The following is a 24166-nucleotide window of genomic DNA, read 5'->3' on the forward strand; positions in this document are numbered from 1 at the left end:
GGGGGCCGCCTCTTCTTCTCTGTAAATATACTCGCGACGTGGGGGGCAGCCAGCCCCCCGCCCTTTGCGTCAGGCGCGGGCTTCGCGGATCAGGCGCAGAATGTCCTGAGCCGCTTCCGGGATATTGGTGCCGGGGCCAAAGATCGCCTTCACCCCCGCCTTCATCAGGAAGTCGTAATCCTGCTGCGGGATCACGCCACCACAGATCACGAGGATATCCTCAGCCTCACGCTCCTTGAGCGCTTGGATAAGCTGCGGCGCGAGGGTCTTGTGGCCCGCCGCCTGCGAGGAAATGCCGATCACGTGCACGTCGTTGTCAACCGCGTCCTGCGCCGCCTCATCAGGCGTCTGGAACAGCGGGCCCACGTCCACGTCAAAGCCGATATCGGCAAAGGCCGTGGCGATGACCTTGGCGCCGCGGTCATGGCCGTCCTGCCCCATTTTCACCACCAACATCCGCGGACGACGGCCTTCGGCCTCGGCAAAATCTTCAACCGATTTCTGGATCGCGGCAAAGCCCTCGTCGCCCTCATAGGCGGCGCCATAGACCCCGGCCAGCGTCTTGACCTCGGCGCGGTGACGGCCGAATTCCTTTTCCATAGCCATGCTGATTTCCCCAACAGAAGCCCGTGCACGCGCCGCCTCCACGGCCGCCTCGAGCAGGTTGCCCCCCTCTTTCGCCCGGCGGGTCAGCTCGTTCAGAGCCGCCTCGCAGGCATCGGTGTCGCGTGTCGCACGCATCTTCTCGAGGCGGGCGATCTGGCTTTCGCGCACGGCCACGTTGTCCACGTCGAGAATGTCGATCGGGTCTTCCTTGTCCTTGCGGTACTTGTTGACCCCGACGATCACCTCGTCGCCCTTGTCGATCATCGCCTGACGGGTCGCGGCGGATTCCTCGATCCGCAGCTTCGGCATGCCAGAGGCCACGGCCTTGGTCATACCGCCCATCTCCTCGACCTCTTGCATCAACTCCCACGCCTTCTCGATCAGCTCGTTGGTGAGGCTCTCGACATAGTAAGATCCCGCCAGCGGATCGACGACATTGGTCACGCCGGTCTCTTCCTGAAGGACAAGCTGGGTGTTGCGCGCGATGCGGGCCGAGAAGTCGGTCGGCAGCGCGATGGCTTCGTCAAGCGCGTTGGTATGCAGCGACTGGGTGCCACCAAGGACCGCCGAAAGCGCCTCATAGGCGGTGCGGATCACGTTGTTATAGGGGTCTTGCTCCTGCAGGCTCACGCCCGAGGTCTGACAGTGGGTGCGCAGCATCTTGGAGCGTTCGCTCTTGGCGCCGAACTCAGTCATCACGCGATGCCAGAGCGTGCGCGCCGCGCGCAGCTTGGCCGCTTCCATGAAGAAGTTCATACCGATGGCAAAGAAGAACGACAGACGGCCTGCGAACTTGTCGACATCCATGCCCGCATCCATCGCCGCGCGCACGTATTCGCGCCCATCGGCCAGCGTATAGGCCAGCTCCTGCACGAGGTTCGCGCCCGCTTCCTGCATGTGATAGCCGGAGATCGAGATCGAGTTGAATTTCGGCATCTCGTTCGAGGTATACTCGATGATGTCCGAGATGATCTTCATCGACGGTTCCGGCGGGTAGATATAGGTGTTGCGGACCATGAACTCCTTCAGGATGTCGTTCTGAATGGTCCCTGCCAGAAGCGATTTGTCATGGCCCTGCTCTTCGCCGGTGACGATAAAGTTGGCGAGGATCGGGATCACCGCGCCGTTCATCGTCATCGAGACCGAAACCTTGTCGAGCGGGATACCGTCAAACAGGACTTTCATATCCTCGACCGAGTCGATGGCCACACCGGCCTTGCCCACGTCGCCGACAACGCGCGGATGGTCCGAGTCATAGCCCCGGTGCGTTGCAAGGTCGAAGGCGACCGAGACGCCCTGCTGTCCTGCCGCGAGATTGCGGCGGTAGAACGCGTTGGATTCCTCCGCGGTGGAGAAGCCCGCGTATTGGCGGATGGTCCAGGGACGACCCGCATACATCGTCGCCTTGGGGCCACGGGTGAAGGGACCGAACCCCGGCAGGCTGCCCATATGCGGCAGATCCTTGGTATCCTCTTCGGTGTAAAGCGGCTTGACCGTGATACCTTCGAGCGTGTTCCAGTTCAGGTCTTCAAGCGGGCGCCCGCGAAGCTCCTTCTCCGCCAGTGCCGACCACTCGTCTTTCTTGGTCATGTTCCAGTCCTCTTTGCTTGTCAGACCGCAATCTGCGTTCCGACCATGTTAGCTCTATGAATTGCCTTGCTGCGACCTATATTGAACCCGACAGGAGGGTTCCAGATGCGCCGCTTGGCACTTGTTTTGATTGCGTTTCTCACCGGCCCCGCCCTTGCGGCGGAAGAGGCGGGCGAGCCCGAGGCTGATCCGCTCTTCGTGGACGGCACAGAGATCGAGATTGATGCGTTCCATTGGTTGAAACGCACCGTCGTCGTCTTTGCCGACAGCCCCAACGACCCCCGGTACATCCAGCAGATCGATCTTCTTGAAGAGCGACCCGAAGCGCTGCGCGAACGCGATGTGATCGTCTTGACCGATACCGACCCCAAGTCCGAGTCCGCCCTGCGCGAACGGCTGCGCCCGCGTGGATTCATGATGGTGCTGATCGGCAAGGACGGCACGATCTACCTGCGCAAACCCTTTCCTTGGGACGTGCGCGAGATCTCTCGTTCCATCGACAAGATGCCGTTGCGCCAGCAGGAAATCAAAGACCGCCGCGCCGATCCGATCCGCTAGGTGCGAAAGGCGCCCCACCGTGATCTGGGCGCAGCCCGGCCACGTCGCGCGGGGCATGGCCCCGAGCGAAAGCAGTCCGTGGTATGGCTGCGCCATCGTCATGGTTTATTCGAACTCCATGATCACGTCGTCCACCGCGAGACTATCGCCAGCGCCCGCGTTGATCTTGGTGACAACGGCCTTCTTCTCGGCGCGCAGGATGTTCTCCATCTTCATCGCCTCGATGGTGCAAAGGGCCTGGCCTTCCTGCACTTCATCACCCACCTCAACGTCGAGTTTCACGACGAGGCCCGGCATCGGGCAGAGCAGCATCTTGGACGTATCCGGCGGCAGTTTCTCCGGCATCAGCTCGGCCAGCTCGGCCTGACGCGGGGTGCGCACATGCACCTTGAGGTCCGCGCCCCGAGTACGCAGGCGGAAGCCGCCCGAAACCTTACCAACCTTGAGCACCAGCGGCGTGCCATCGAGATCAATCTCGGCAAGTTGGTCGCCCGGCGTCCAATCCGACGCAACACGCATCACCGCGCCATCATCAAACGTCACGGTCGAGCCGTCATGATCCGCCGCGATGGTGACCGGGAAGGAATGATCCTGCAGCGTCACGACCCAATCGGTGCCGACGCGGCGCTCGTGGTTGTCCATGCGGCCCGACACGCGGGTGCGACGGATCTCCGCCACACGGTGCATTGCCGCCGCCGCCGCTGCCACGCGACGCAGGTCCTTCTCGCCAAGCGCGACGCCCTGGAAACCGTCCGGGTACTGCTCTTCGATAAAGGCGGTGGTCATGTCGCCGGAAATGAAAATCGGGTGATCCATCACCGCGCTCAGGAACGGCAGGTTGTGACCGATGCCTTCGACCTCGAAACTGTCGAGCGCGATACGCATCGCCTCGATCGCCTCTTCACGAGTCGGAGCCCATGTGCAGAGCTTGGCGATCATCGGGTCGTAATACATCGAGATCTCGCCGCCCTCGTAGACGCCGGTATCGTTGCGCACGGCCACGTCGCCCTTCGGCGCGTCGCCCTGCCACTTGTCATTGACGAGCATCGGGCCAGCCGCGATTTCCGCCGGCGGACGATAGCGCGTCAGGCGACCAATCGAGGGCAGGAAGTTGCGATACGGGTCTTCGGCATAAAGACGGTTTTCAATCGCCCAACCAGTCAGCTTTACATCGTCTTGCGTGATGGTGAGCGGCTCGCCCGCGGCGACGCGGATCATCTGCTCCACAAGGTCGACCCCGGTGATGAGTTCGGTCACAGGGTGTTCCACCTGAAGGCGGGTGTTCATCTCGAGGAAGTAGAAGTTCTTGTTGCCATCAACAATGAACTCCACGGTGCCCGCGCTGGCATAGCCCACGGCCTTGGCAAGCGCCACGGCCTGTTCGCCCATGGCCTTGCGGGTTGCCTCGTCAAGGAACGGCGACGGCGCCTCTTCGACGACTTTCTGGTTGCGGCGCTGGATCGAGCATTCGCGCTCGCCAAGATAGACGCCGTTGCCATGCGCGTCGCAGAGCACCTGAATTTCGATGTGGCGCGGTTGCGTCACGAACTTCTCGATAAAGATCCGATCATCCCCAAAGGAATTCGCGGCCTCGTTCTTGGACGACTGAAAGCCCTCGCGTGCCTCGTCATCGTTCCATGCGATGCGCATGCCCTTGCCGCCGCCGCCAGCCGAGGCCTTGATCATCACCGGATAGCCGATCTCGTTAGAGATCTTCACCGCTTCCTCGGCATCCTCAATCAGGCCCATATAGCCCGGCACGGTCGACACGTCGGCGTCCTGTGCGATCTTCTTCGAGGTGATCTTGTCGCCCATTGCCTCAATCGCGCCTTTCGGCGGGCCGACAAAGGCCACGCCAGCAGCCTCGAGCGCCTCAGCGAATTTCGAGTTCTCCGACAGGAAGCCATAGCCCGGATGCACCGCCTGCGCGCCGGTTTCCTTGATCGCTGCCATGACATTGTCGATCACGATGTAGGACTGGTTCGCCGGGGGCGGGCCGATATGCACCGCCTCGTCCGCCATCTGCACATGCAACGCCTGCTTGTCGGCATCGGAGTAGATCGCGACGGTCTTGATGCCCATCTTGCGGGCGGTCTTGATCACTCGGCAGGCGATTTCGCCCCGGTTGGCAATCAGGATCTTGTCGAACATGTCATGTCCCTTCTGGTTCTTGGCCTGCCGGGATCGCGGCAGGCATCTGGCAACAAAAAAGCCACCGGCGGCCCAAAGGCGCCGATGGCTTGGTCTCGGTGGTCAGCGCGCCGAAACGCGCCGAGGAATTCAGATTAGTCGCACTTGCTCGGGTTTTCGCGGCAATAAAGCACGTTTGCCCCAGCCCCGATGACAGCGCCGGTGACAAGGTTCCCGTCAAGAATGGCCGAAGCGGCCGCGCCGGTGCCTGCACCATAGAGGGCCTGTTCGCCCATCGTGTCCCCGCATGCCGCGAGCGAGAGCGCCGCGAAGCCTGCAAGGACCGCAATCGAAGTTCTACGCATTGGTCTTTTCCTCTCGAATGTACTGCTACATTCGGATTTAGAACCCTCCGACGCGGGAAAGAAAGGCCTTTCGCAAGACCCCGCCCGGTATCGGCAAGCTTTCGCTTGCGTAACGGGTTGGTCTCAAACGAAAAACACAGATCGGAAAGAAAAACGGGTGATCCGCAGGGAACGCGAGCGGACCACCCGGAAGGGGAAGGGTAACGAATACTGTTACAAGCAGAGGCCCTGGTCAGCCCGTCTGCCATGACACCAACTTGGGTGGCCGAATGCGTTCCCGCAACCACCCCCTGTGACAAATCCCGGAAATAGGCCGCTTTCTGCGCAGCAGGACGGGTCATCGGCGAATTCATGCCCAATCCTCCCCGTCAAACACCTCGGGGAAAGACGCGCGCGCAACTTCCACGTCAATCTGCAAAAGCGCGTCGTAACTGGCCGGATCAAAAGGCTCTTCCGCCGCCACAACTTCGCGCTCGAAAAGCCAGCTGATGCGCCCGGCATCAAGGTTGCCGCGCTCGAAAGGCGCATCGCCGAACTGTTCCCAAAGCGCCTTGAGAAAGCCGACATCGGCGCGCTTATCGGCGGGACGGCGGTCGCGATAGCGTTCCCGGCGCACGATCTCCGTCACACCACGCGGGTTGGCGCGGCGGATGGTGAATTGAAAATCCGTGCCCGGAAGTCTGCTGGGAAAGCCACGATGTTTTAGCATACCGCACCCTTTCGTGACGGAAGGGAACGGGAATCGGCGGGCCGAACGGCCCGCCAAGAGGTCAGTGTGGGATTATTTCCACTTGCCGGTGTAGACCGGCTCTTCCGAGATGGGCTCGGGATCGACCACGACGTATTCTTCGACCGGCGCGGTGTCCGCGCAGGCTGCGACAAAGGCCACGAGGCCAAGCGCGAGGAGTGCTTTGAAGCTGTTCGACATGTCTTACTCCAGTTTTCTGTCTTTGTTTGAACAAGGTCTTTTGACCCTGCCTGCCCCAGTTTCTTATACGAGGTCACTTGGGTGTAACCGAGGCGCAGAATAGAGGATTCAGACGTAAAAATATAGAGATAGACGTCACCGTTGAAGTGTTGTGGCCGGAAAGACGCATTTGCCGCGCCCCCATCGGCACAGGCCGCAAGATATAGTGGTGCCATCAGAAACCCTCCCAGATACAGGCCCCGTTTTCGACGCGAAACGCCTCGAAATACTGGGTTGCTTCGGGGGCGGGCTCGCCGAAAGGCGTCTCCTGATCGGCCAGAGAGATGATCACCTGCACGACGGTTTCGTCATTCGCAGACAGCACCGGAACCGCCACGGACGCACAGAGATAGGGGAAATCCGCCTCTACCGCGCCATACCCAAGCGGCACCTCGGCGATCGCGGGCATCACATAGCGCAGGCGCAGCACGCGGCTCTGGTCAGTGCGGGTCTCAAAGAAGCTCTGTTGCAGGTAGAGGTGATAGCCGGAGGGCACGGCCGGGGTCTCCTCAGCCCCGGCCATGGCCGCGCCCGCAAGGGTCCCTCCAAACGCGGCAATGTTCAAAATCTGCAAGAGCCTACCCATGGCGCACCTCGCGATGCGCCGCATGAGCGCTCCAACGGGCACGGGTCTTGGGCTCGGCCAAAAGATCGGCAATCTCGGCCTCCAGACGCGCCTTGGCAAAGCGCCCCTCGATCCGCCCCCCAGCCCGCACGTGGCAGCGATCTCCCTCGCGGGTGACCTCAATCACCGGCGAAAAGCCGCGCTGCCCCTGCAAGCGGCGCCAGAGATCCTGACGCACTTGCCGCGCGATCGCCAGACGGCTGCCATCGGGCAGCACCGTCTCGGCGCTCACGTCAAAGCGCACAGGCACCTGACGCGCCAACGTCAGGCGCGTGTCGTCACGCAAGATATGCCAGTCATTTCGGGCCAAGCCGGTCTCCTTACGTCCCGCCGGGAGCAGATTTCATGCCTCCGGCGGGAGTATTTGTTACAGAGAAGAAGCGATCAGAGCGGGATGTTGTCGTGTTTCTTCCACGGGTTGGTGAGCTTCTTGTTGCGCAGGCTCGCAAAGGCGCGCGACACGCGGCGGCGGGTCGAACGCGGCTGGATCACCTCGTCGATAAAGCCCCGCTCGGCGGCCACGAAAGGATTGGCAAAGCGATCTTCGTAATCCTTGGTATGCGCCGCGATCTTCTCTTCGTCGCCAAGGTCGGCACGGTGGATGATCTCGGTTGCGCCCTTGGCGCCCATCACGGCGATCTCGGCGGTCGGCCAGGCATAGTTGAAGTCGCCGCGCAGATGCTTCGACGCCATCACGTCATAGGCACCACCATAGGCCTTGCGGGTGATGACGGTCACTTTCGGCACGGTCGCTTCACCATAGGCAAAGAGCAGTTTCGCACCGTGCTTGATGACGCCGCCATATTCCTGGCTCGTCCCCGGCAGGAAGCCCGGCACGTCCACGAGGGTGAGGATCGGGATTTCGAAACAGTCGCAGAAACGCACGAAACGCGCCGCCTTGCGGCTCGAGTCGATGTCGAGACAGCCTGCAAGCACCATCGGCTGGTTGGCGACGACGCCCACGGTCTGACCTTCGAGGCGGATGAAGCCGGTGATGATGTTCTTGGCGTAGTCTTCCTGAATCTCGTAGAAATCGCCCTCATCCGCCACTTTGGTGATGAGCTCTTTCATGTCATAGGGCGTGTTCGGGTTTTCCGGGATCAGCGTATCCAGGCTGTCCTCGATGCGGCCCGGCTCATCGAAGAAGGGGCGCACCGGCGGCTTTTCGCGGTTGTTGAGCGGCAGGAAGTCAACAAGGCGGCGCACTTCGGCGAGGGCTTCGACATCATTGTCGAACGCACCATCCGCGACCGAGGATTTCTTGGTGTGGGTCGAGGCTCCGCCAAGCTCTTCTGCGGTCACGTGTTCGTTGGTCACGGTTTTCACAACGTCAGGGCCGGTCACGAACATATAGGACGTGTCTTTCACCATGAAGATGAAGTCGGTCATCGCCGGGGAATAGACCGCGCCGCCCGCACAGGGGCCCATGATCACAGAGATCTGCGGCACGACACCAGAGGCCATGATGTTGCGCTGGAACACATCGGCATAGCCGGCAAGCGAGGCCACGCCCTCTTGGATACGCGCACCGCCCGAGTCGTTGATGCCGATGACCGGCGCGCCATTCTGCACCGCCATATCCATGATCTTACAGATCTTCTCGGCGTGGGTTTCCGAGAGCGAGCCGCCAAACACGGTAAAGTCCTGGCTGAAGACATAGACCATACGGCCATTGATCGTGCCCCAACCGGTCACGACACCATCGCCATAGGGTTGTTGTTTTTCCATGCCGAAATCGGTGCAGCGATGGGTCTTGAACATGTCGAACTCTTCAAAGGAGTCCTCGTCGAGCAGAAGCTCGATGCGTTCGCGCGCCGTGAGCTTGCCCCGGCCATGCTGACTGTCGATCCGTTTCTGGCCACCGCCAAGACGCGCGGTGTCGCGGCGTTCTTCCAACTGCTGAAGAATATCTTTCATCATAGGTCCCCTTGAATTTGTCGCGACACTAAGAGGTCTTGGCCCAGACACAAAGAAGAATCCGGCAAATTTGCAAATCACAGAAAATACAGACGGTGAATATTGCAAACTTGCTAAGTTCACGCCGGGCATAGACGCCCAATCAATCCATGCCCCTCGAGAGGGAGAACACGCGTCCTCGTCATAGGCAGGATGGCCACTTTCCACAATATCGCGCAGAGGACGTCCCGTCACCTTTCCGCGAGACGCTGGGAAAAGGTTGCATAAGTCAACTGTCTGACCTAGGTCAGAAGACATGACTGATCGCCCCGAGTCGCGATACCTCGACCGCGCCACACCGCCCCATATCAGCACGCTGATCCTGCTCACCGGGATTTCCGCGCTTTGCATGAACATCTTCCTGCCATCGCTGCCGGCGATGACGGAATGGTTCAACACGGACTATCACATCATGCAGCTTTCGGTGGCGCTTTACCTCGCGGTGAACGCCTTCCTGCAAATCCTCGTCGGCCCGATCGCGGACAAATTCGGGCGGCGCCCCGTGGTGCTCTGGGGTCTGTCGCTGTTCCTCGTGGCGACGATCGGCTGTATCTACGCCCCGACCGCTGAGATTTTCCTCGCCTTCCGCATGGCCCAGGCGACCGTGGTCGCCGCGATGGTGCTTGGCCGGGCCGTGGTGCGCGACATCTTTCCCCAGGACGAAGCGGCGGCGATGATCGGCTATGTCACGATGGGCATGGCCGTGGTGCCGATGTTCGGACCTGTGATTGGCGGCGTCCTCGAGGGGTTCTTTGATTGGCGCGCCAATTTCTGGCTTTTGTTTATCGTCGGCGCGCTGGTCCTGTTCCTGACATGGAAAGACCTTGGGGAAACCGGGCGCAAGAGCGGCCTCTCCCTTGGCCGCCAATTCCGCGAATACCCCGAACTCCTCAAGAGCCCGCGCTTTTGGGGCTATGCGCTCTCCTGCGGCTTCTCCTCGGGGGCGTTCTTCTCGTATCTCGGTGGTGCGCCCTTCGTCGCGACCGAGCTTTTCGGCATGAACCCCACGATGATGGGATTTTACTTCGGTGCGCCCGCGCTTGGCTATTTCTTCGGCAACTTCCTCTCAGGCCGCTATTCGGCACGGATCGGCGTCGACACCATGGTCAAATGGGGCTGCTATATCAATTTTATCGGCATTGCCTTGTCGCTCCTCCTCTTTGCCGTCGGTCTTGGCTCAGCCGAGAGCTTTTTCGGCCTGATGACGCTTGTCGGCCTCGGCAACGGCATGTCGATCCCCAACGCCACCTCTGGCGCGCTTTCGGTGCGTCCGCACCTTGCCGGGACGGCGTCGGGCCTATCGGGCGCGATCATGCTTGGCGGCGGCGCGGGGCTTTCGGCCCTCGCAGGCGCGCTCTTGTCGCCGGAAACCGGGGCCTACCCCCTCCTCGGCCTGATGCTCATCACGGCCATCGGTGCGATCATCGCGATCCATCTCGTGATCCGCCGCTCTCGCCGCCTCCACATCTGAGGCGAAATCAGGGGGCTGACGCGCAGGGTTTGCAAAGCTATATTTGCAACAGCAAAGCAATCCCGGACCGCTCATGGCAACCCAGAAACTCTACGCCGGCGCCAAGCTGCGTGAAATTCGCTCTCGGCTCGAACTGACGCAAAAGGAGTTTGCCGCCAAGCTCGGCGTCTCCCTGCCCTACCTGAACCAAATGGAGAACAACAACCGCCCGGTCTCGACCACGGTGGTGCTCGCGCTGGCGCAGGAGTTCGGCTTTGACGTCACCGAATTGTCGACCGGCGATAGCGAGCGGTTGGTGTCTGACATGCGCGAGGCGATGGCCGACCCGGTTCTGGCCGAGGCCACAGCCCCGCTTGCCGATCTGCGCCTGACGGCCTCCAATGCGCCCGCCTTTGCCCGAGCCTTTCTCGAATTGCACCGCGCCTACCGCCAGACCCACGAACGCCTCGCCTCGCTCGACGAGGCCCTTGGGCGCGAAGACGTGCGGATGCAGCCCTCTCCCTGGGACGAGGTGCGCGATTTCTTTCACTACTGCGACAACTATATCGACGCGGTGGACCACGCCGCCGAGAATTTTGCCAATCGCGCGCTGGCGGCTGACGGCATCCGTCCCGCAGTGATCCGAACCCTCGCCGATCTTGGCATCACGCTCGAGCTGACCGACGCCGACCGCCTGCGCCACTACGACCCTGAAACGCGGCGGCTCTATATCTCGGCCCGCGCAGCGTTCGAGACCCAGACCTTTCAGATGCTCCTGCAACTGGCGCTTTTGCAGTCGGATAAGCTTCTCGAGGCGACGCTCGACCTCGCCCGCTTCCAATCCGACGCCGCCCGCGCCATCGCCAAGATCGGCCTTGCCAACTACTTCGCCGGGGCCGCGATGATGCCCTACACGCGTTTCCTTGAGGCCGCCCGCGACACGCGCCATGATCTCGAGGTGCTCGCCAACCGGTTCGGCGCCTCCATCGAACAGGTCGCGCACCGGCTCTCGACCCTGCAACGCCCCGGCGCCAAGGGCATTCCCTTCTTCTTTGTCCGCGTCGATCAGGCCGGTACGATCACCAAACGCCACTCCGCGACCCGCCTGCAATTCGCGCGCTTCGGCGGGGCCTGTCCCTTGTGGAACGTGCACCGCGCCTTCGAGACGCCGGGCCGCTTCCTGCGCCAATTGGCCGAGACGCCGGACGGGGTCCGCTATATTTCGCTGGCCCGCGATGTCTCCAAGCCCGGCGGCCATTTCGGCGCGCCGGTGCGCCGCTACGCCATCGCTTTGGGCTGTGAGGTGCGCCATGCCGACGCCCTGATCTATGCCGATCATATGGACATCACGACCCCCGAAGCCTTTGAGCCGATCGGCATTTCCTGCCGCATCTGTGAACGCACCCATTGCCACCAACGCTCGGTCCCACCGCTCGAACGCCGCCTGACCATCCGCGAGAACGAACGCGGCGTGTTGCCTTATGAGGTCGACTGACATGCGCGGGCTGCTGCGCCTTGGCGTGGTTCTGCTGATCCTCGCCGCCGCGACGGTCGCTCTCGGAAGCATGGCCGAACGCTGGGTGCTCTATCCCTTTGACGCGACCCGTGCGCCCCCTGCCGAGGCCGGTCTCCCGGGCGTCGAGGAACTCCACTTCGACAATGACGGCGAGACCCTCATCGCTTGGACCGCAGCCCCCAAGCGCGGCAAGCCAGTGATCTTCTACCTGCATGGCAATGCCGGAAACCTCGCCGCCCGCGCGGGCCGCTTCCGCCGTTTCCTTGATCGCGGCTATGGTCTCTTCGCGCCGGCCTATCGTGGTTCTTCGGGCAGCAGCGGCACCCCAAGCGAGGCCGCCCTCATCTGGGACACGGAGGTCGCGTTCCACAGGCTCTTCGCCGAGATGCCCGCTCTCACCGCGCGCCGCGTTGTCCTTTACGGCGAGAGCCTCGGCACGGCGGTCGCGCTCTCCCTCATGGCCTCCCCCGCGCTGCACCCGGAAAAAGGCCACGGCCCGCTCGCCGGTGTCATCCTAGAAGCACCGTTCACCTCGATCCCCGATCTGGCGGAACATCACTACCCCGGCACCCGCGCCCTTGCCGCGAACCTCGACAGTGCGTGGCCAAGCCTCACCCGCGCTGCCGACCTCCAAGCGCCGCTCCTTGTCCTGCACGGCACCGAAGACGCGCTCATCCCAATAGAAATGGGGCGGCAGATCACCTCTGCCGCCCCATCCCGAAACAAGAGCTTCCTGCCCGTCAAGGGCGCAGGTCATACCGATCTCTGGCGGACCGACATGCTCCCGCGCCTCTGGGCTTTCATCGATCAGTTCGCCTTGAGATAGGCGTAGATCTCGTCCTTGAGCGCGGCGCGGCGCTTGCGCAGGTCCACTTCGGCAAGTTCCTCGCGCGGCTGGACGTTGGTTTCGGCAAGGTGGACCTTGTCGTTGAGTTCCTGATAGTCGCCGGCCAGCTTCGCAAAGTGCTTGTCGCTGACTTTCAGCTCGCTCATCTTCTCTGCGAATTCCGGGAATTCCGCGGCAAGATCGTGCGGGACGTGAGACATGTTGTGCGTTCCTTCTTCTAACGTTCGACCGACCTTAGCGATGCCCGCCCGCCACCTGCTTTGACAGGGATCAAAAAGAAACGCGCAACACTACTTTTTATCGCTGCGCAGTCTGCCAGTCCGAATGCACCCACGCCTCGCCCGGATCGCGCGGCAAAAGAGGCCGCCCGAGGATATGATCCGCCGCCTTTTCGCCGGTCATGATCGAGGGGCCGTTGAGGTTGCCATTGGGAATGCGCGGAAAGATCGAGCTATCCGCAACGCGAAGCCCCTCAACCCCGATCACCCGGCACTCCGGATCAACCACTGCGCCCGGATCGTCCTTCGCCCCCATCCGGCAGGTGCCGCAGGGGTGATAGGCGCTCTCGGCATGTTCTTTGAGAAAGGCGTCGATCTCGGCATCGCTCTGCGCCGCGACACCGGGCTGAATCTCGTGTTTCACGAAGGGCGCAAAGGCCTCTTGTCCGAAAATCTCCCGCGTGAGGCGCACACAGGCGCGGAAATCGGCCCAGTCCTCTTCACGACTCATATAGTTGAAAAGGATCTCCGGCGGCGCCGCCGGATCCGCACTCGCCAATGTGACCGCCCCGCGCGAGGCGGACCGCATCGGCCCAACATGGGCCTGAAACCCGTGGCCCTCCGCCGCCGCCTTGCCGTCATAGCGCACCGCGATGGGCAGGAAATGAAACTGGATATCCGGATAGTCGATCCCGGCGCGCGAGCGGATGAACCCCGCGCTCTCGAACTGGTTCGACGCCCCAAGCCCCGCCTTGGTCAAAAGCCAGCGCGCCCCGATCATCCCCTTCGAGATGAGGTTCCAATGGCGGTAGAGCGTGATCGGCTGCTTGCTCGCCATCTGCATGTAGACCTCTAGGTGGTCCTGTAGGTTCTTCCCCACACCGGGGCGATCCGCAACAAGCTTGATCCCGCGCTCCACAAGGTGCCGCCCCGGCCCGATCCCCGAGAGCATCAAGAGCTTGGGCGAATTGAACGCCGAGGCCGCGAGGATCACCTCGCGCTCGGCCCGGATCACCTCTCTCTGCCCCTTGCGTGTGACCTCAACCCCCACGGCGCGGCCGTCTTCGATCACCACGCGCTCGGCAAAAGCGCGCAGAAGGGTGCAATTCTCGCGCTTGAGGGCGGGGCGCAGATAGGCATTGGCTGCCGACCAGCGTCGCCCCTTCCACACCGTCATCTCCATCGGGCCAAAGCCTTCTTGCTGTTGGCCGTTGTAATCCTCAGTGACCGGATAGCCCGCCTGCCGCCCTGCTTCGACAAAGGCGGCATGGAGCGGATTGTCCCGCGGCCCACGCGTCACATGAAGCGGTCCGTCCGCACCACGCCACGCCGGATCGCCCCCCTGCCCGCCGTCGTGCCAATGCTCCATGCGTTTGAAATAGGGAAGCACGTCGCCATAGCCCCATCCCGTCGCGCCGGCCTCCTGCCAATGGTCATAGTCGCGGGCATGGCCGCGCACATAGACCATGCCATTGATCGAACTGGACCCGCCCACGACCTTGCCACGCGGCGCCGCAAGCCGACGCCCGCCAAGATGCGGCTCAGGCTGCGTCTGATAGTCCCAATCATAGCGGCGCATGTTCATCGGATAGCTGAGCGCGGCGGGCATCTGGATGAACGGGCCAGCGTCGCTGCCGCCATGTTCGATCACGATCACGCGCTTTCCGGCCTCGGCAAGCCGATAGGCCAGCGCACAGCCCGCGCTCCCCGCCCCGACGATCACATACTCGGCTTGCATCCTGTTCTCCGGCTCCAGATTCGCATTTCTTGTATGATCATACAATTTTTTGACACATCAAACAATTCGCCTTGCCGCGCCCGCAAGCCCGCGCCACACTGGGCGCATGGCACGACGCAAGATCCGCGATATTCGGCATGAAGAACTGATCGCTGGCACGATCCGCGCTGTGCAGGCGCATGGCTTTGCCGCGGTGACCATGGCCGACATCGCTACCGAGGCCGGTAGCACCGCGCCCTCGATCACCTATTATTTCGGCTCCAAGGACCGGCTCATGGAAGACACCATGCGCCATCTCCTGCGCCTCTTGCGTGCCGCATTCCTTGATCGAATCCGCACCGCCCGCACCCTCGAGGACCGCCTCCTCGCCGTGGTCGAGGCGAATTTCGCAGACCGTCTCTTTACCCCGGCCCAATGCGCCCTCTGGACCCAATTCTGGGCCAACGCGCCCCATGCGCCGGGCCTTGCGCGGCTGCACCGGATCAACCGCGCTCGGGTTGCGGCGCATCTCGACCACGCGCTCGCCCCCCTCGTCGCAGCCGACCGCCGCGACACGGTGCGCCACGTGCTGCAAAGCTACATGGACGGGGTCTGGCTCGAAGCGGCACAATCGCAAACACCGCCCGACGCCGCCACCGCCCGCGCCGAAGCCCGCGCCGTGGCCCGGCTCTTGCTCTCCCGCCCGCCCGAGACACAAACCCACCAAGAAAAATGACACGACGCGGCGTGTTTCACATGTGAACTGCCTCGACATCCCGCGCCTGCCGGGTCTTAATGCCCGCATGAGCGAGAGTGTGAATGCGCGCCCCATCGTCGGGGTCTTGTGGATGTTGGTGACTGGCGTCTGTTTCGTCATGGTGACCGCGCTGGTGAAATATCTCGGCCCTAGCGTGCCCGCACCCGAAGCAGCTTTCCTGCGCTATGCGCTTGGCCTTGTCTTCCTGCTGCCCATGATCCGACCACTCTTGCGCACCCGGCTCACCAAGCGCCAGATCGGCCTCTTTGGCCTGCGCGGCGTGGCGCATACGATCGGGGTCTCTTTCTGGTTCTTTGCCATGACCCAGATCCCAATCGCCGAGGTGACGGCGATGAACTATCTCTCGCCGATCTTTGTCACCATCGCCGCCGCTTTGTTCCTTGGCGAAACCCTCGCCGTGCGTCGCATCCTCGCCGTCATTGCCGCCTTGCTTGGGGCGCTTCTCATCCTACGGCCCGGCTTTCGCGAGCTTAGCCCCGGCCATATTGCCATGCTTGGCACTGCCGTCGTCTTTTCCGTCGGCTATCTCATCGCCAAGATCATGAGCGAAGAAGTCAGCCCCGCCATGGTGGTCGCCATGCTCTCGGTGACGGTCACCATCGGCCTTGCCCCGCTCGCGGCGCTGGTCTGGGTCACACCGACACTCTGGGAAGTGCTTATCCTGTTCGGGGTCGCCACCTTCGCAACGGCGGGTCACTACACGATGACCCTCGCCTTTGCTGCCGCCCCCATCACCGTGACCCAACCCGTCGCCTTCCTGCAATTGGTCTGGGCCGTTTTGATGGGCTGGCTGGTGTTCGACGAAGGTGTCGACATCTGGGTGTTGATCGGCGGCGGCATCATCATCTCCGCCATCACTTTCATCACGTGGCGCGAAGCGGTGCTGAAACGCCGCGCCGTGACCCCTTCTGTAAACGCCCCCAAGGTCTGATCCGGTCCAATTCGCGATTGACCCGCGCCACGCCGCGGGCCTAGCGTGGCGCGCAATTCCAACCCGTGCCGGAGACGCTCATGAGCCGCCCCAATATTCTCATCATCATGGTGGACCAACTCAACGGAACTCTGTTCCCCGATGGCCCTGCCGACTGGCTCCATGCACCGAACCTGAAGGCTCTTGCGGCACGCTCGACCCGTTTCGCCAATGCCTACACCGCCTCGCCGCTCTGCGCGCCGGGCCGGGCGAGCTTTATGTCGGGCCAACTGCCCTCTGGCACCCGTGTCTACGACAACGCGGCCGAGTTCGCCTCGTCGATCCCGACATACGCCCACCACCTGCGCCGCGCGGGCTACCAGACCTGCCTCTCGGGCAAGATGCATTTCGTCGGCGCCGACCAACTGCACGGCTTCGAGGAACGCCTAACCACCGATGTCTACCCGCCCGATTTCGGCTGGACGCCCGACTATCGCAAACCCGGCGAGCGCATCGACTGGTGGTATCACAACATGGGCTCGGTCACCGGCGCAGGCGTCGCCGAGATCACCAACCAGCTCGAATACGACGACGAGGTCGCCTATCACGCGACCCGCAAAGTCTATGATCTTGCGCGCGGCGGCGATGACCGTCCGTGGTGCCTCACCGTCTCCTTCACCCACCCGCATGACCCCTATGTGGCACGGCGTAAATATTGGGATCTCTACGAGGATTGCGAGCACCTTTTGCCCACCGTCCCGGCGATGGACTACGAGGATCAGGACAACCATTCCAAGCGCATCTTCGACGCCAATGACTGGCGCAGCTTCAACATCACCGAAGACAATATCCGCCGCTCACGCCGCGCCTATTTCGCCAATATCTCCTATCTCGACGACAAGATCGGCGACATCCTCACCGCGCTCGAGACCACCCGACAGGACAAGGACACGGTCGTGCTCTTCGTGTCCGATCACGGCGACATGCTCGGCGAGCGCGGTCTCTGGTTCAAGATGTCCTTCTTCGAAGGCTCCGCCCGCGTCCCCGTCATGGTCTCGAGCCCCGATATGGCACCGGGCCGCGTCGACACACCGGTAAGCAATATCGACATCTGTCCGACGGTCTGTGACCTCGCAGGTGTCAGCATGGAAGAGGTCATGCCCTGGACCACCGGCGAAAGCCTCGTGCCACTCGGTCAAGGCCAGAGCCGCACAAGCCCCGTCGCCATGGAGTACGCCGCCGAAGCGTCCTACGCACCGATGGTGGCGTTGCGGGCGGGCAAATGGAAATACACCCGCTGCACCCTCGACCCGGAACAGCTTTTCGATCTAGAGGCCGATCCGCATGAGCTGACCAACCTCGCAAGCGATCCGGCCCATGCCGAGACGCTGGCCGAGTTCCGCGCCGAGGCCGATGCGCGCTGGGATCTCGATCGGTTCGACGGCGACGTCCGCGAAAGTCAGGCCCGGCGCTGGGTCGTCTATGAGGCGTTGCGCAATGGCGCCTATTACCCATGGGATTACCAGCCGCTGCAGAAAGCCTCGGATCGCTACATGCGCAACCACATGGATCTCAACGTGCTGGAAGAAAACCAACGCTTCCCGCGCGGCGAATAGCGACGCCCGTCCAGATTTCATTTTCAATTGGGAGGCCAGCCCCCCAAACCCCCCGGGATATTTACGGCAAGAGGAAGACAGGGGCGCATTCCCGGCTTCTTCTTTGGTGAAATACTCCCGCCGGAGGCATGAAATCTATGCGATGCCGGATCAGGCGAGCACAAGTTTCGCCGCAATCGCCCACATGGTCAGCCCGACCAGCACGTCGAGCACCTGCCACGCCCGCGCGCTGGTGAACAGAGGGCGCAAGAGCCGCGCACCAAACCCGAGCGAGAAGAAAAAGAAAAAGCTCGAGAGCACCGCACCCGCGCCGAAAGCAAGCGCCGGGTCATATTGCGCCGAGATACCGCCGAGGAGGACCACCGTGTCGAGATAGACATGCGGGTTGGCCCATGTGAGCGTCAGGCAGGTCAAGAGCGCCGCAGCGAGCGGCACACGTTCGCGCCCCTCTGTCGCCAATGCCTCACCACCGCGCCACGCGGCACGAAAGCTCATCGCGCCGTAGACCATGAGGAATGCCGCGCCACCCCAGCGCGCGATCTCGACCGCCGCTGGGAACCGCTCGACGAGGACACCGAAGCCCGCCACGCCCGCCACGATCAGCACCGCATCCGAAAGCGCACAAGTCAGCACCACGGGCAACACATGCTCGCCGCGCAACCCCTGTCGCAGAACGAAGGCGTTCTGTGCGCCGATGGCAAGGATCAGCGAAAACCCGAGCGCGAACCCGGCAATGGCAGCTTGCAACATGATGTGACCCCTCCCTGGTGCCGCGCGGTTTCGAGACAGACGCGATACCGACGCAATACCGACGTGATACAGACCCCCGTTTCCGAGGCCAACCCAAGAAAAAACGGCGCCCCGCAGGACGCCGCCTCAACACCTGTCAAAGACGGATCAGAGCTGATCCATGACCTCGTCGGAAGCTTCGAAATTGGTCGTGACGCGCTGCACGTCGTCGTCATCCTCAAGCGCGTCAATGAGCTTCATCAGCTTCTGCATGCTCTCAAGGTCCATCTCGGTTGTGGTGGTCGGACGCCAGACGAGCTTGGTCGACTCGGATTCGCCAAGCTCCGCCTCGAGCGCGTTCGACACTTCGTTGAGATCGGTGTCGGCGCACCAGATGACATGGCCGTCCTCGCTCGACTCCACGTCTTCCGCACCGGCCTCGATTGCTGCCATCATGACAGTGTCTGCATCGCCAACAGAGGCCGGATACGACACCTCGCCCTTGCGTTCGAACATGAACCCGACCGAGCCCGTTTCGCCGAGGTTGCCGCCGTTCTTGGAAAAGGTCGAGCGCACCGTCGAGGCGGTCCGGTTGCGGTTGTCGGTCATCGCCTCAACGATCACCGCGACGCCGTTCGGGCCATAGCCCTCATAGCGGATTTCTTCGTAATCGTCGCCTTCCCCGGCGGTCGACTTCTTGATCGCGCGTTCGATCACGTCCTTGGGCACCGATTGCGTCTTGGCTTCTTTAACCGCGAGGCGCAGGCGCGGGTTCTTCTCGGGATCGGGGTCGCCCATCTTGGCGGCGACGGTGATCTCCTTGGAAAGTTTAGAGAAAAGTTTCGACCGCGCGGCGTCCTGACGTCCTTTGCGGTGCTGGATATTTGCCCATTTACTATGGCCGGCCATATCTACGCGTGCCCTGTTTGTTGCTAAATCTGGCTCCCTATAGCGCAACCGCGGGCAGGCCTGCAAGCTGAGCGGAGACACGCCTTTTTCCCCGCAAGCACCGCTTGCCATCGCGGCGTGGCTGCGTTTGGGTAGGGCAACGCGTGAAAGGCAGACCATGACCCAAGACCAGATTATCCTGTTCTCTCTCTTCGGCGCAGTGTTCGCCCTGCTTCTGTGGGGGCGTTTTCGCTATGACCTCGTGGCGTTCACGGCGCTCATGGTGGGGGTCGTGGCGGGCGTTGTGAAGGTCGATGATGCCTTTAGCGGGTTTGGCCATCCGGCAACGCTCGTGGTGGCGCTCGTGCTCGTGGTCTCGGCCGGGCTGATGCGCTCGGGAGCGGTCTTTCTCATCACCCGCACCTTGGTCGATAGCTCGCGCAAGCTTGGCAGCCACATCGCCCTCATGGGCGGGATCGGCGCGGTGCTTTCGGCCTTCATGAACAACGTGGCGGCGCTTGCCCTGCTGATGCCGGTCGATGTGCAAACCGCACGCAAGGCCGGGCGCAGCCCCGCGCTGTCGCTGATGCCGCTCTCCTTCGCAACGATCCTTGGCGGCATGGCAACGCTCATCGGCACGCCCCCCAACATCATCATCGCGACGATCCGCGAGGAATCCCTTGGCGCCCCCTACCGTATGTTCGATTTCGCCCCTGTGGGCGGCATCACGGCGCTGGCTGGCCTGATCTTCGTGGCCCTGATCGGCTGGCGCCTGATCCCTGCGCGCGAGGACGCAGGCAAGAAGGTTTCCGATCTGGATCAATACCTTGCCGAACTAACTGTGCCCGAAGAAAGCAAGCTGATCGGCAAACGCCTTGGCGAACTTCAGGGACAGGCCGACGATTCCGATGTCGCTCTGATCGGCCTCATGCGGGACGACAAGCGCCGCTATGGGGCCGCACGCAATACCGTGCTCGAGGCGGGCGATGCGATCCTGATCGAGGCAACACCGGATGCGCTCGACGAATTCCGTGCCGCGCTTGACCTCGACTTTGCCGATTCCAAACGCGAGGAACATCTCAAGGCGGCTGGCGAAGGACTTGATATGGTCGAATTGGTGGTGCCGGAAACCGCGCGCATCAATGGCAAGACCGCACAGAGCCTTGGTCTTGCCTGGCGTCAAGGCGCGGTGCTCTTGGGGATTTCCCGCGAAGGTCGCCGCATCCGCAGCCGCATCCGCAAAACGGAGGTCCGGCCCGGCGATATTCTTTTGCTTCTGGTGCCCAAGTCGCGCGGTGCGGACATTACGGAATGGCTCGGCTGTCTGCCGCTCGCCAATCGCGGCTATGCGGTGACCAACAATCGCAAGGTCTGGCTCGCGATTGGTCTCTTTGGGGCGGCCGTTCTGGCGGCCTCGATCGGCCTTGTGTACCTGCCTATCGCGCTTGGCCTCGTGGTTATTGCCTATGTGCTGTCGGGCATTTTGCCGGTCACGGAAATCTATGATCAGATCGAATGGCCCGTGGTGGTGCTGCTCGGGTCGATGATCCCGCTCGGCGCGGCGCTCGAAGATGCGGGTGGCACCGAGTTGATCGCCGGTTCCCTTGTGACGATCACCGAAGGCATGCCGACCTGGGCCGTGCTAACGCTTCTGATGATGGTGACGATGACGCTCTCGGATGTGCTCAACAACACCGCGACGACCATTGTCGCCGCCCCCGTGGGTATCCAAATGGCGCAATCGCTCGACGTCTCGGCCGATCCGTTCCTGATGGCTGTCGCCGTTGCTGCCTCCTCGGCCTTCCTGACCCCGATCGGGCACAAGAACAACACGCTGATCCTTGGTCCTGGCGGCTATCGCTTTGGCGATTACTGGCGCATGGGCTTGCCGCTCGAAATCCTTGTGGTCGCGGTTTCGGTGCCTGCGATCCTCGTCTTCTGGCCGCTCTAGGACACTAGATTTACCTGCCGCGCCCCGCCATCAGGCGCGCCATATCGAGCATGCGACAGGAAAACCCCCATTCGTTGTCATACCAGCCAAAGACCCGCAAAAGCCCGCCGACCGACACTGACGTCTCGCGCCCCGAGAGGATGAGCGACTCGGGCCGCGCGCGCAGGTCGGTCGAGACCAGCGGCTTCTCGGTCCACCCCAAGACACCACCGTGCGCCACTTCGCCCTTCAAGAGCGTATTGACCCCCTCCACCGTGGTTTCGACCTCGGTCTGAATCGTCAGGTCGATGGCCGAGACAGAGGCGGTCGGCACCCTGATCGCCCGCGCAAGAACCCGCCCCGCAAGATCCGGCAACACCGCGTCAATCAAGCGCCCGGCGCTTGTCGTGGTCGGCACCATCGAAAGCGCTGCCGCCCGGCTTCGGGCCAACCCGCCACCGCGGGGCTTGTCAACGGTTGGCTGGCTCCCGGTATAGCAATGCACTGTGGTCATGTGGCCGCTGATGAGACCATAGGAAGCATCCAGAACCTTGAGAAGCGGGGCCAGCGCGTTGGTGGTGCAGGATGCATTGGAGACGATCCGGTGATCCCCGAGTTCCGCCTCGTTCGCGCCCATGACAAGGGTCACGTCCGCCTCATCCGACGGCCCGGAAATCAACACCGCGCCCGCCCCAGCGGCCAGCCCGCGTTCAGCCACAGCGCGCGACCCGGCCATGCCGGTGCATTCGAGCACCACATCCACGTCGCCCAAGTTCAGCTCGGACAAATCCCGCACCCCATGAAACGGGATCGCTTTGCCATCGAGGATCAACCGCCCTGCCGCGGTCTCGACCGTGCCGCCATAGGGGCCGAAAACGCTATCATATTCAAAGAGATAAGCACAGGTCTCGAGCGGCTCGATATCGTTGATGCCGACGATCTCGATATCGCCGTATCCGCCTTGCCCGAGGATGCGCAGAAGGGTCCGGCCAATCCGGCCAAACCCGTTGAGAAATACTGTCGTGCGATGCTCGCCCATGCGCGTCTCCCCTGATTGCCCCTGTTTCACAAGGTTTGCAGCCCGAGGACAAGCGCGTTTTCGTGATGCCCCCCATCACGCAGCATGGATCAGAGCGGCATATGCCGGTTCACGTCCTTGTAAAGGAGGTAGCGGAACTTGCCTGGTCCCCCCGCATAACAGGCCTGCGGGCAGAAGGCGCGCAACCACATGTAATCGCCCGCCTCGACCTCGACCCAATCCTGATTGAGCCGATAGACCGCCTTGCCCTCAAGAACATAAAGCCCGTGCTCCATGACATGAGTTTCGGCAAAGGGGATGACCGCCCCCGGCTCGAAGGTGACGATATTGACATGCATGTCGTGGCGCAGGTCATCCGGCTCGACAAATCGCGTCGTCGCCCACTTGCCCTCGGTATCGGGCATGGCGTTGGGCGCGACCTCGGTCTCGTTGGTGACAAAGGCCTCCGGCGCATCAAGCCCATCGACCGCCTCATAGGCTTTGCGCACCCAATGAAAGCGCGCCGGTTCTGTGCCCTCATTGCCAAGCGTCCAGTCACTCCCGGCAGGGATATAGGCATAGCCTCCCGGCGCCATCTCGTGACGCGTGCCCTCGATCGTGAGGACCACCTCACCCTCGACCACGAATAGCACCGCTTGCGCCTCGGGATCGGTCTCGGGCCGCGTGCTGCCCCCGCCCGGAAGCACCTCGGCGATATAGTGCGAGAACGTCTCGGCAAAACCCGACAAGGGCCGCGCCAGAACCCAGAACCGCGAGTCGGTCCAGAACGGAAGCTGCGACGTCACGATATCGCTCATCGTGCCGCGCGGGATGACCGCATAGGCTTCGGTGAACATGGCGCGATCGGTCAAAAGCTGGGTCTGGGGCGGCAATCCCCCTTTGGGCGCGTAATATTGGGTCATCTGTGTGGTCTCCATCGGCTTACCCCATCATGGCGCGTCGGATCGCCCCGGTCCAATCCGATCCGTGGGTTTGCACCATGAAACATTCGTTGGAATTATTTGAAAATCACGACTCAAGCGGCTCGATAAGCTCTGGCCCGCCGGCGCGGTTGGAATTGACCGCCCGGTCCACCTGATGAAAGGACAAGAGGTCCTCGGGCGGTGCGCTCATCAAAGGCGCCGCTCCATGCCCCGCTTCACCAAGCCAAAGCGCCCAGTCCTCATGCCCGATCACCACCGGCATCCGATGGTGAATGCGGGCCATGTTGCGGTTCGCCCCTGTGGTCACGATGGCGCATGTTTCCAGCCGCCCATCTGGCCCGTCCCAGTCCTGCCATATCCCCGCAAGCGCCAACGGCCCTTCCGCATGGATATACCATGGCCAGCGCACGCCCTCGCCATCCTTGGTCCATTCATAGAAGCCGCTCACCGGGATCAGGCAACGCCGTGCCCGACAGGCGGCTCGGAACGCAGGTTTGGTCGCGATGGTCTCGGCCCGGGCATTGATCAGAAGCGGGCCATCGTCCACCGCCTTGTACCAGGTCGGCACAAATCCCCAGCGCATCCCCAGAAGCTGTCGCTCCCCCTCAGCCGCGCGCACCACATGAACCCGCGTCGTCGGGCAAACATTGAAATTCGGGATATCCGGCAGGTCATTGGCCGGGGCAGCGTCAAAAAGGCGCGCCATGGCATCATTGGGCAAGGTGATTGCAAATCTTCCACACATGTATACACCCTACCACCGGGCCACGCTTGGCTCATGCGGAAAATCGCCCTTCGCAAAAAGGAT

23 protein-coding genes are annotated in these 24166 nt (G+C 62.4%); 8 read left to right on the top strand and 15 right to left on the bottom strand.

The annotated features are described in order from the left end of the window. Positions 1-69: 69 nt before the first annotated feature. Positions 70-2220, bottom strand: a complete 2151-nt coding sequence (gene scpA, locus MK745_RS09930) for a methylmalonyl-CoA mutase (RefSeq protein ID WP_279391782.1) — start codon at positions 2218-2220, stop codon at positions 70-72. A gap of 81 nt (positions 2221-2301) precedes the next feature. Between scpA and MK745_RS09935 the strand changes: the two genes are divergently transcribed. Continuing rightward, positions 2302-2754, top strand: coding sequence for a DUF4174 domain-containing protein (locus MK745_RS09935; RefSeq protein ID WP_243613138.1), 453 nt, complete (start codon positions 2302-2304; stop codon positions 2752-2754). A 105-nt stretch (positions 2755-2859) separates the two neighbouring features. Here MK745_RS09935 and MK745_RS09940 read toward each other — a convergent pair whose 3' ends face one another. The 7 genes from MK745_RS09940 to MK745_RS09970 all read right to left on the bottom strand — a co-directional run bounded on the left by MK745_RS09940 (position 2860) and on the right by MK745_RS09970 (position 8758). Further along, positions 2860-4905, bottom strand: coding sequence for an acetyl-CoA carboxylase biotin carboxylase subunit (locus MK745_RS09940; RefSeq protein ID WP_243613139.1), 2046 nt, complete (start codon positions 4903-4905; stop codon positions 2860-2862). Between the two features lie 134 nt (positions 4906-5039). After that, complete coding sequence (locus MK745_RS09945; RefSeq protein ID WP_243613140.1) at positions 5040-5249, bottom strand: hypothetical protein; 210 nt, start codon at positions 5247-5249, stop codon at positions 5040-5042. A gap of 349 nt (positions 5250-5598) precedes the next feature. Further along, positions 5599-5958, bottom strand: a complete 360-nt coding sequence (locus MK745_RS09950; protein WP_243613141.1) for a hypothetical protein — start codon at positions 5956-5958, stop codon at positions 5599-5601. A gap of 72 nt (positions 5959-6030) precedes the next feature. After that, the gene (locus MK745_RS09955; RefSeq protein ID WP_243613142.1) at positions 6031-6177 is read right to left on the bottom strand and encodes a hypothetical protein; all 147 of its coding nucleotides are present in this window, start codon (positions 6175-6177) and stop codon (positions 6031-6033) included. A 214-nt stretch (positions 6178-6391) separates the two neighbouring features. Then, complete coding sequence (locus tag MK745_RS09960) at positions 6392-6790, bottom strand: DUF6497 family protein (protein ID WP_243613143.1); 399 nt, start codon at positions 6788-6790, stop codon at positions 6392-6394. A gap of 4 nt (positions 6791-6794) precedes the next feature. Then, positions 6795-7151, bottom strand: a complete 357-nt coding sequence (locus MK745_RS09965) for a hypothetical protein (protein ID WP_243613144.1) — start codon at positions 7149-7151, stop codon at positions 6795-6797. A gap of 74 nt (positions 7152-7225) precedes the next feature. Further along, complete coding sequence (locus MK745_RS09970; protein WP_243613145.1) at positions 7226-8758, bottom strand: acyl-CoA carboxylase subunit beta; 1533 nt, start codon at positions 8756-8758, stop codon at positions 7226-7228. 295 nt (positions 8759-9053) lie between these two features. On the opposite strand from MK745_RS09970, the gene MK745_RS09975 reads away from it, so the two are divergent. The 3 genes from MK745_RS09975 to MK745_RS09985 all read left to right on the top strand — a co-directional run bounded on the left by MK745_RS09975 (position 9054) and on the right by MK745_RS09985 (position 12589). After that, the gene (locus MK745_RS09975) at positions 9054-10268 is read left to right on the top strand and encodes a multidrug effflux MFS transporter (protein WP_243613146.1); all 1215 of its coding nucleotides are present in this window, start codon (positions 9054-9056) and stop codon (positions 10266-10268) included. Between the two features lie 73 nt (positions 10269-10341). Next, positions 10342-11742, top strand: a complete 1401-nt coding sequence (locus MK745_RS09980) for a helix-turn-helix domain-containing protein (protein WP_243613147.1) — start codon at positions 10342-10344, stop codon at positions 11740-11742. After that, the gene (locus MK745_RS09985; RefSeq protein WP_243613148.1) at positions 11729-12589 is read left to right on the top strand and encodes an alpha/beta hydrolase; all 861 of its coding nucleotides are present in this window, start codon (positions 11729-11731) and stop codon (positions 12587-12589) included. Before MK745_RS09980 ends, MK745_RS09985 begins: the two co-directional genes overlap by 14 nt. Here MK745_RS09985 and MK745_RS09990 read toward each other — a convergent pair. Both MK745_RS09990 and betA read right to left on the bottom strand, forming a co-directional pair. Continuing rightward, positions 12571-12810 (bottom strand): YdcH family protein, encoded by a 240-nt coding sequence (locus tag MK745_RS09990; protein WP_243613149.1) that lies wholly within the window; start codon positions 12808-12810, stop codon positions 12571-12573. The two genes, MK745_RS09985 and MK745_RS09990, sit on opposite strands and share 19 nt — an antisense overlap. Positions 12811-12907: 97 nt before the next feature. Beyond that, positions 12908-14566: a choline dehydrogenase gene (gene betA / locus MK745_RS09995; protein ID WP_243613150.1), complete on the bottom strand. Its 1659-nt coding sequence runs from the start codon at positions 14564-14566 to the stop codon at positions 12908-12910. Positions 14567-14672: 106 nt separating this feature from the next. On the opposite strand from betA, the gene betI reads away from it, so the two are divergent. The 3 genes from betI (at position 14673) to betC (ending at position 17849) form a co-directional block, all read left to right on the top strand. Continuing rightward, a complete protein-coding gene (gene betI, locus MK745_RS10000) occupies positions 14673-15281 on the top strand; it encodes a transcriptional regulator BetI (RefSeq protein WP_243613151.1) in 609 nt (202 codons plus the stop codon). 67 nt (positions 15282-15348) lie between these two features. After that, entirely contained in the window at positions 15349-16254 is a 906-nt protein-coding gene (locus MK745_RS10005) for a DMT family transporter (protein ID WP_243613152.1), read from the top strand. Positions 16255-16334: 80 nt separating this feature from the next. Beyond that, a complete protein-coding gene (betC, locus tag MK745_RS10010) occupies positions 16335-17849 on the top strand; it encodes a choline-sulfatase (RefSeq protein WP_243613153.1) in 1515 nt (504 codons plus the stop codon). Positions 17850-17999: 150 nt separating this feature from the next. Here betC and MK745_RS10015 read toward each other — a convergent pair whose 3' ends face one another. Beyond that, positions 18000-18599, bottom strand: coding sequence for a LysE/ArgO family amino acid transporter (locus tag MK745_RS10015; RefSeq protein WP_243613154.1), 600 nt, complete (start codon positions 18597-18599; stop codon positions 18000-18002). A 147-nt stretch (positions 18600-18746) separates the two neighbouring features. Continuing rightward, a complete protein-coding gene (locus tag MK745_RS10020) occupies positions 18747-19487 on the bottom strand; it encodes a YebC/PmpR family DNA-binding transcriptional regulator (RefSeq protein ID WP_243613155.1) in 741 nt (246 codons plus the stop codon). 157 nt (positions 19488-19644) lie between these two features. Between MK745_RS10020 and MK745_RS10025 the strand changes: the two genes are divergently transcribed. Beyond that, positions 19645-21417 (top strand): SLC13 family permease, encoded by a 1773-nt coding sequence (locus MK745_RS10025; protein ID WP_243613156.1) that lies wholly within the window; start codon positions 19645-19647, stop codon positions 21415-21417. A gap of 10 nt (positions 21418-21427) precedes the next feature. Here MK745_RS10025 and MK745_RS10030 read toward each other — a convergent pair whose 3' ends face one another. From MK745_RS10030 to MK745_RS10040, 3 genes are all read right to left on the bottom strand, one after another. Next, the gene (locus tag MK745_RS10030; RefSeq protein WP_243613157.1) at positions 21428-22435 is read right to left on the bottom strand and encodes a type I glyceraldehyde-3-phosphate dehydrogenase; all 1008 of its coding nucleotides are present in this window, start codon (positions 22433-22435) and stop codon (positions 21428-21430) included. A gap of 89 nt (positions 22436-22524) precedes the next feature. Beyond that, positions 22525-23337: a bifunctional allantoicase/(S)-ureidoglycine aminohydrolase gene (locus MK745_RS10035; protein WP_243613158.1), complete on the bottom strand. Its 813-nt coding sequence runs from the start codon at positions 23335-23337 to the stop codon at positions 22525-22527. 106 nt (positions 23338-23443) lie between these two features. Further along, positions 23444-24103 (bottom strand): SOS response-associated peptidase, encoded by a 660-nt coding sequence (locus tag MK745_RS10040; RefSeq protein ID WP_243613159.1) that lies wholly within the window; start codon positions 24101-24103, stop codon positions 23444-23446. Between the last annotated feature and the right edge of the window lie 63 nt (positions 24104-24166).

The sequence above is a fragment of the Shimia aestuarii genome (genome assembly GCF_022814865.1).
GTDB lineage: Bacteria > Pseudomonadota > Alphaproteobacteria > Rhodobacterales > Rhodobacteraceae > Shimia > Shimia aestuarii_A.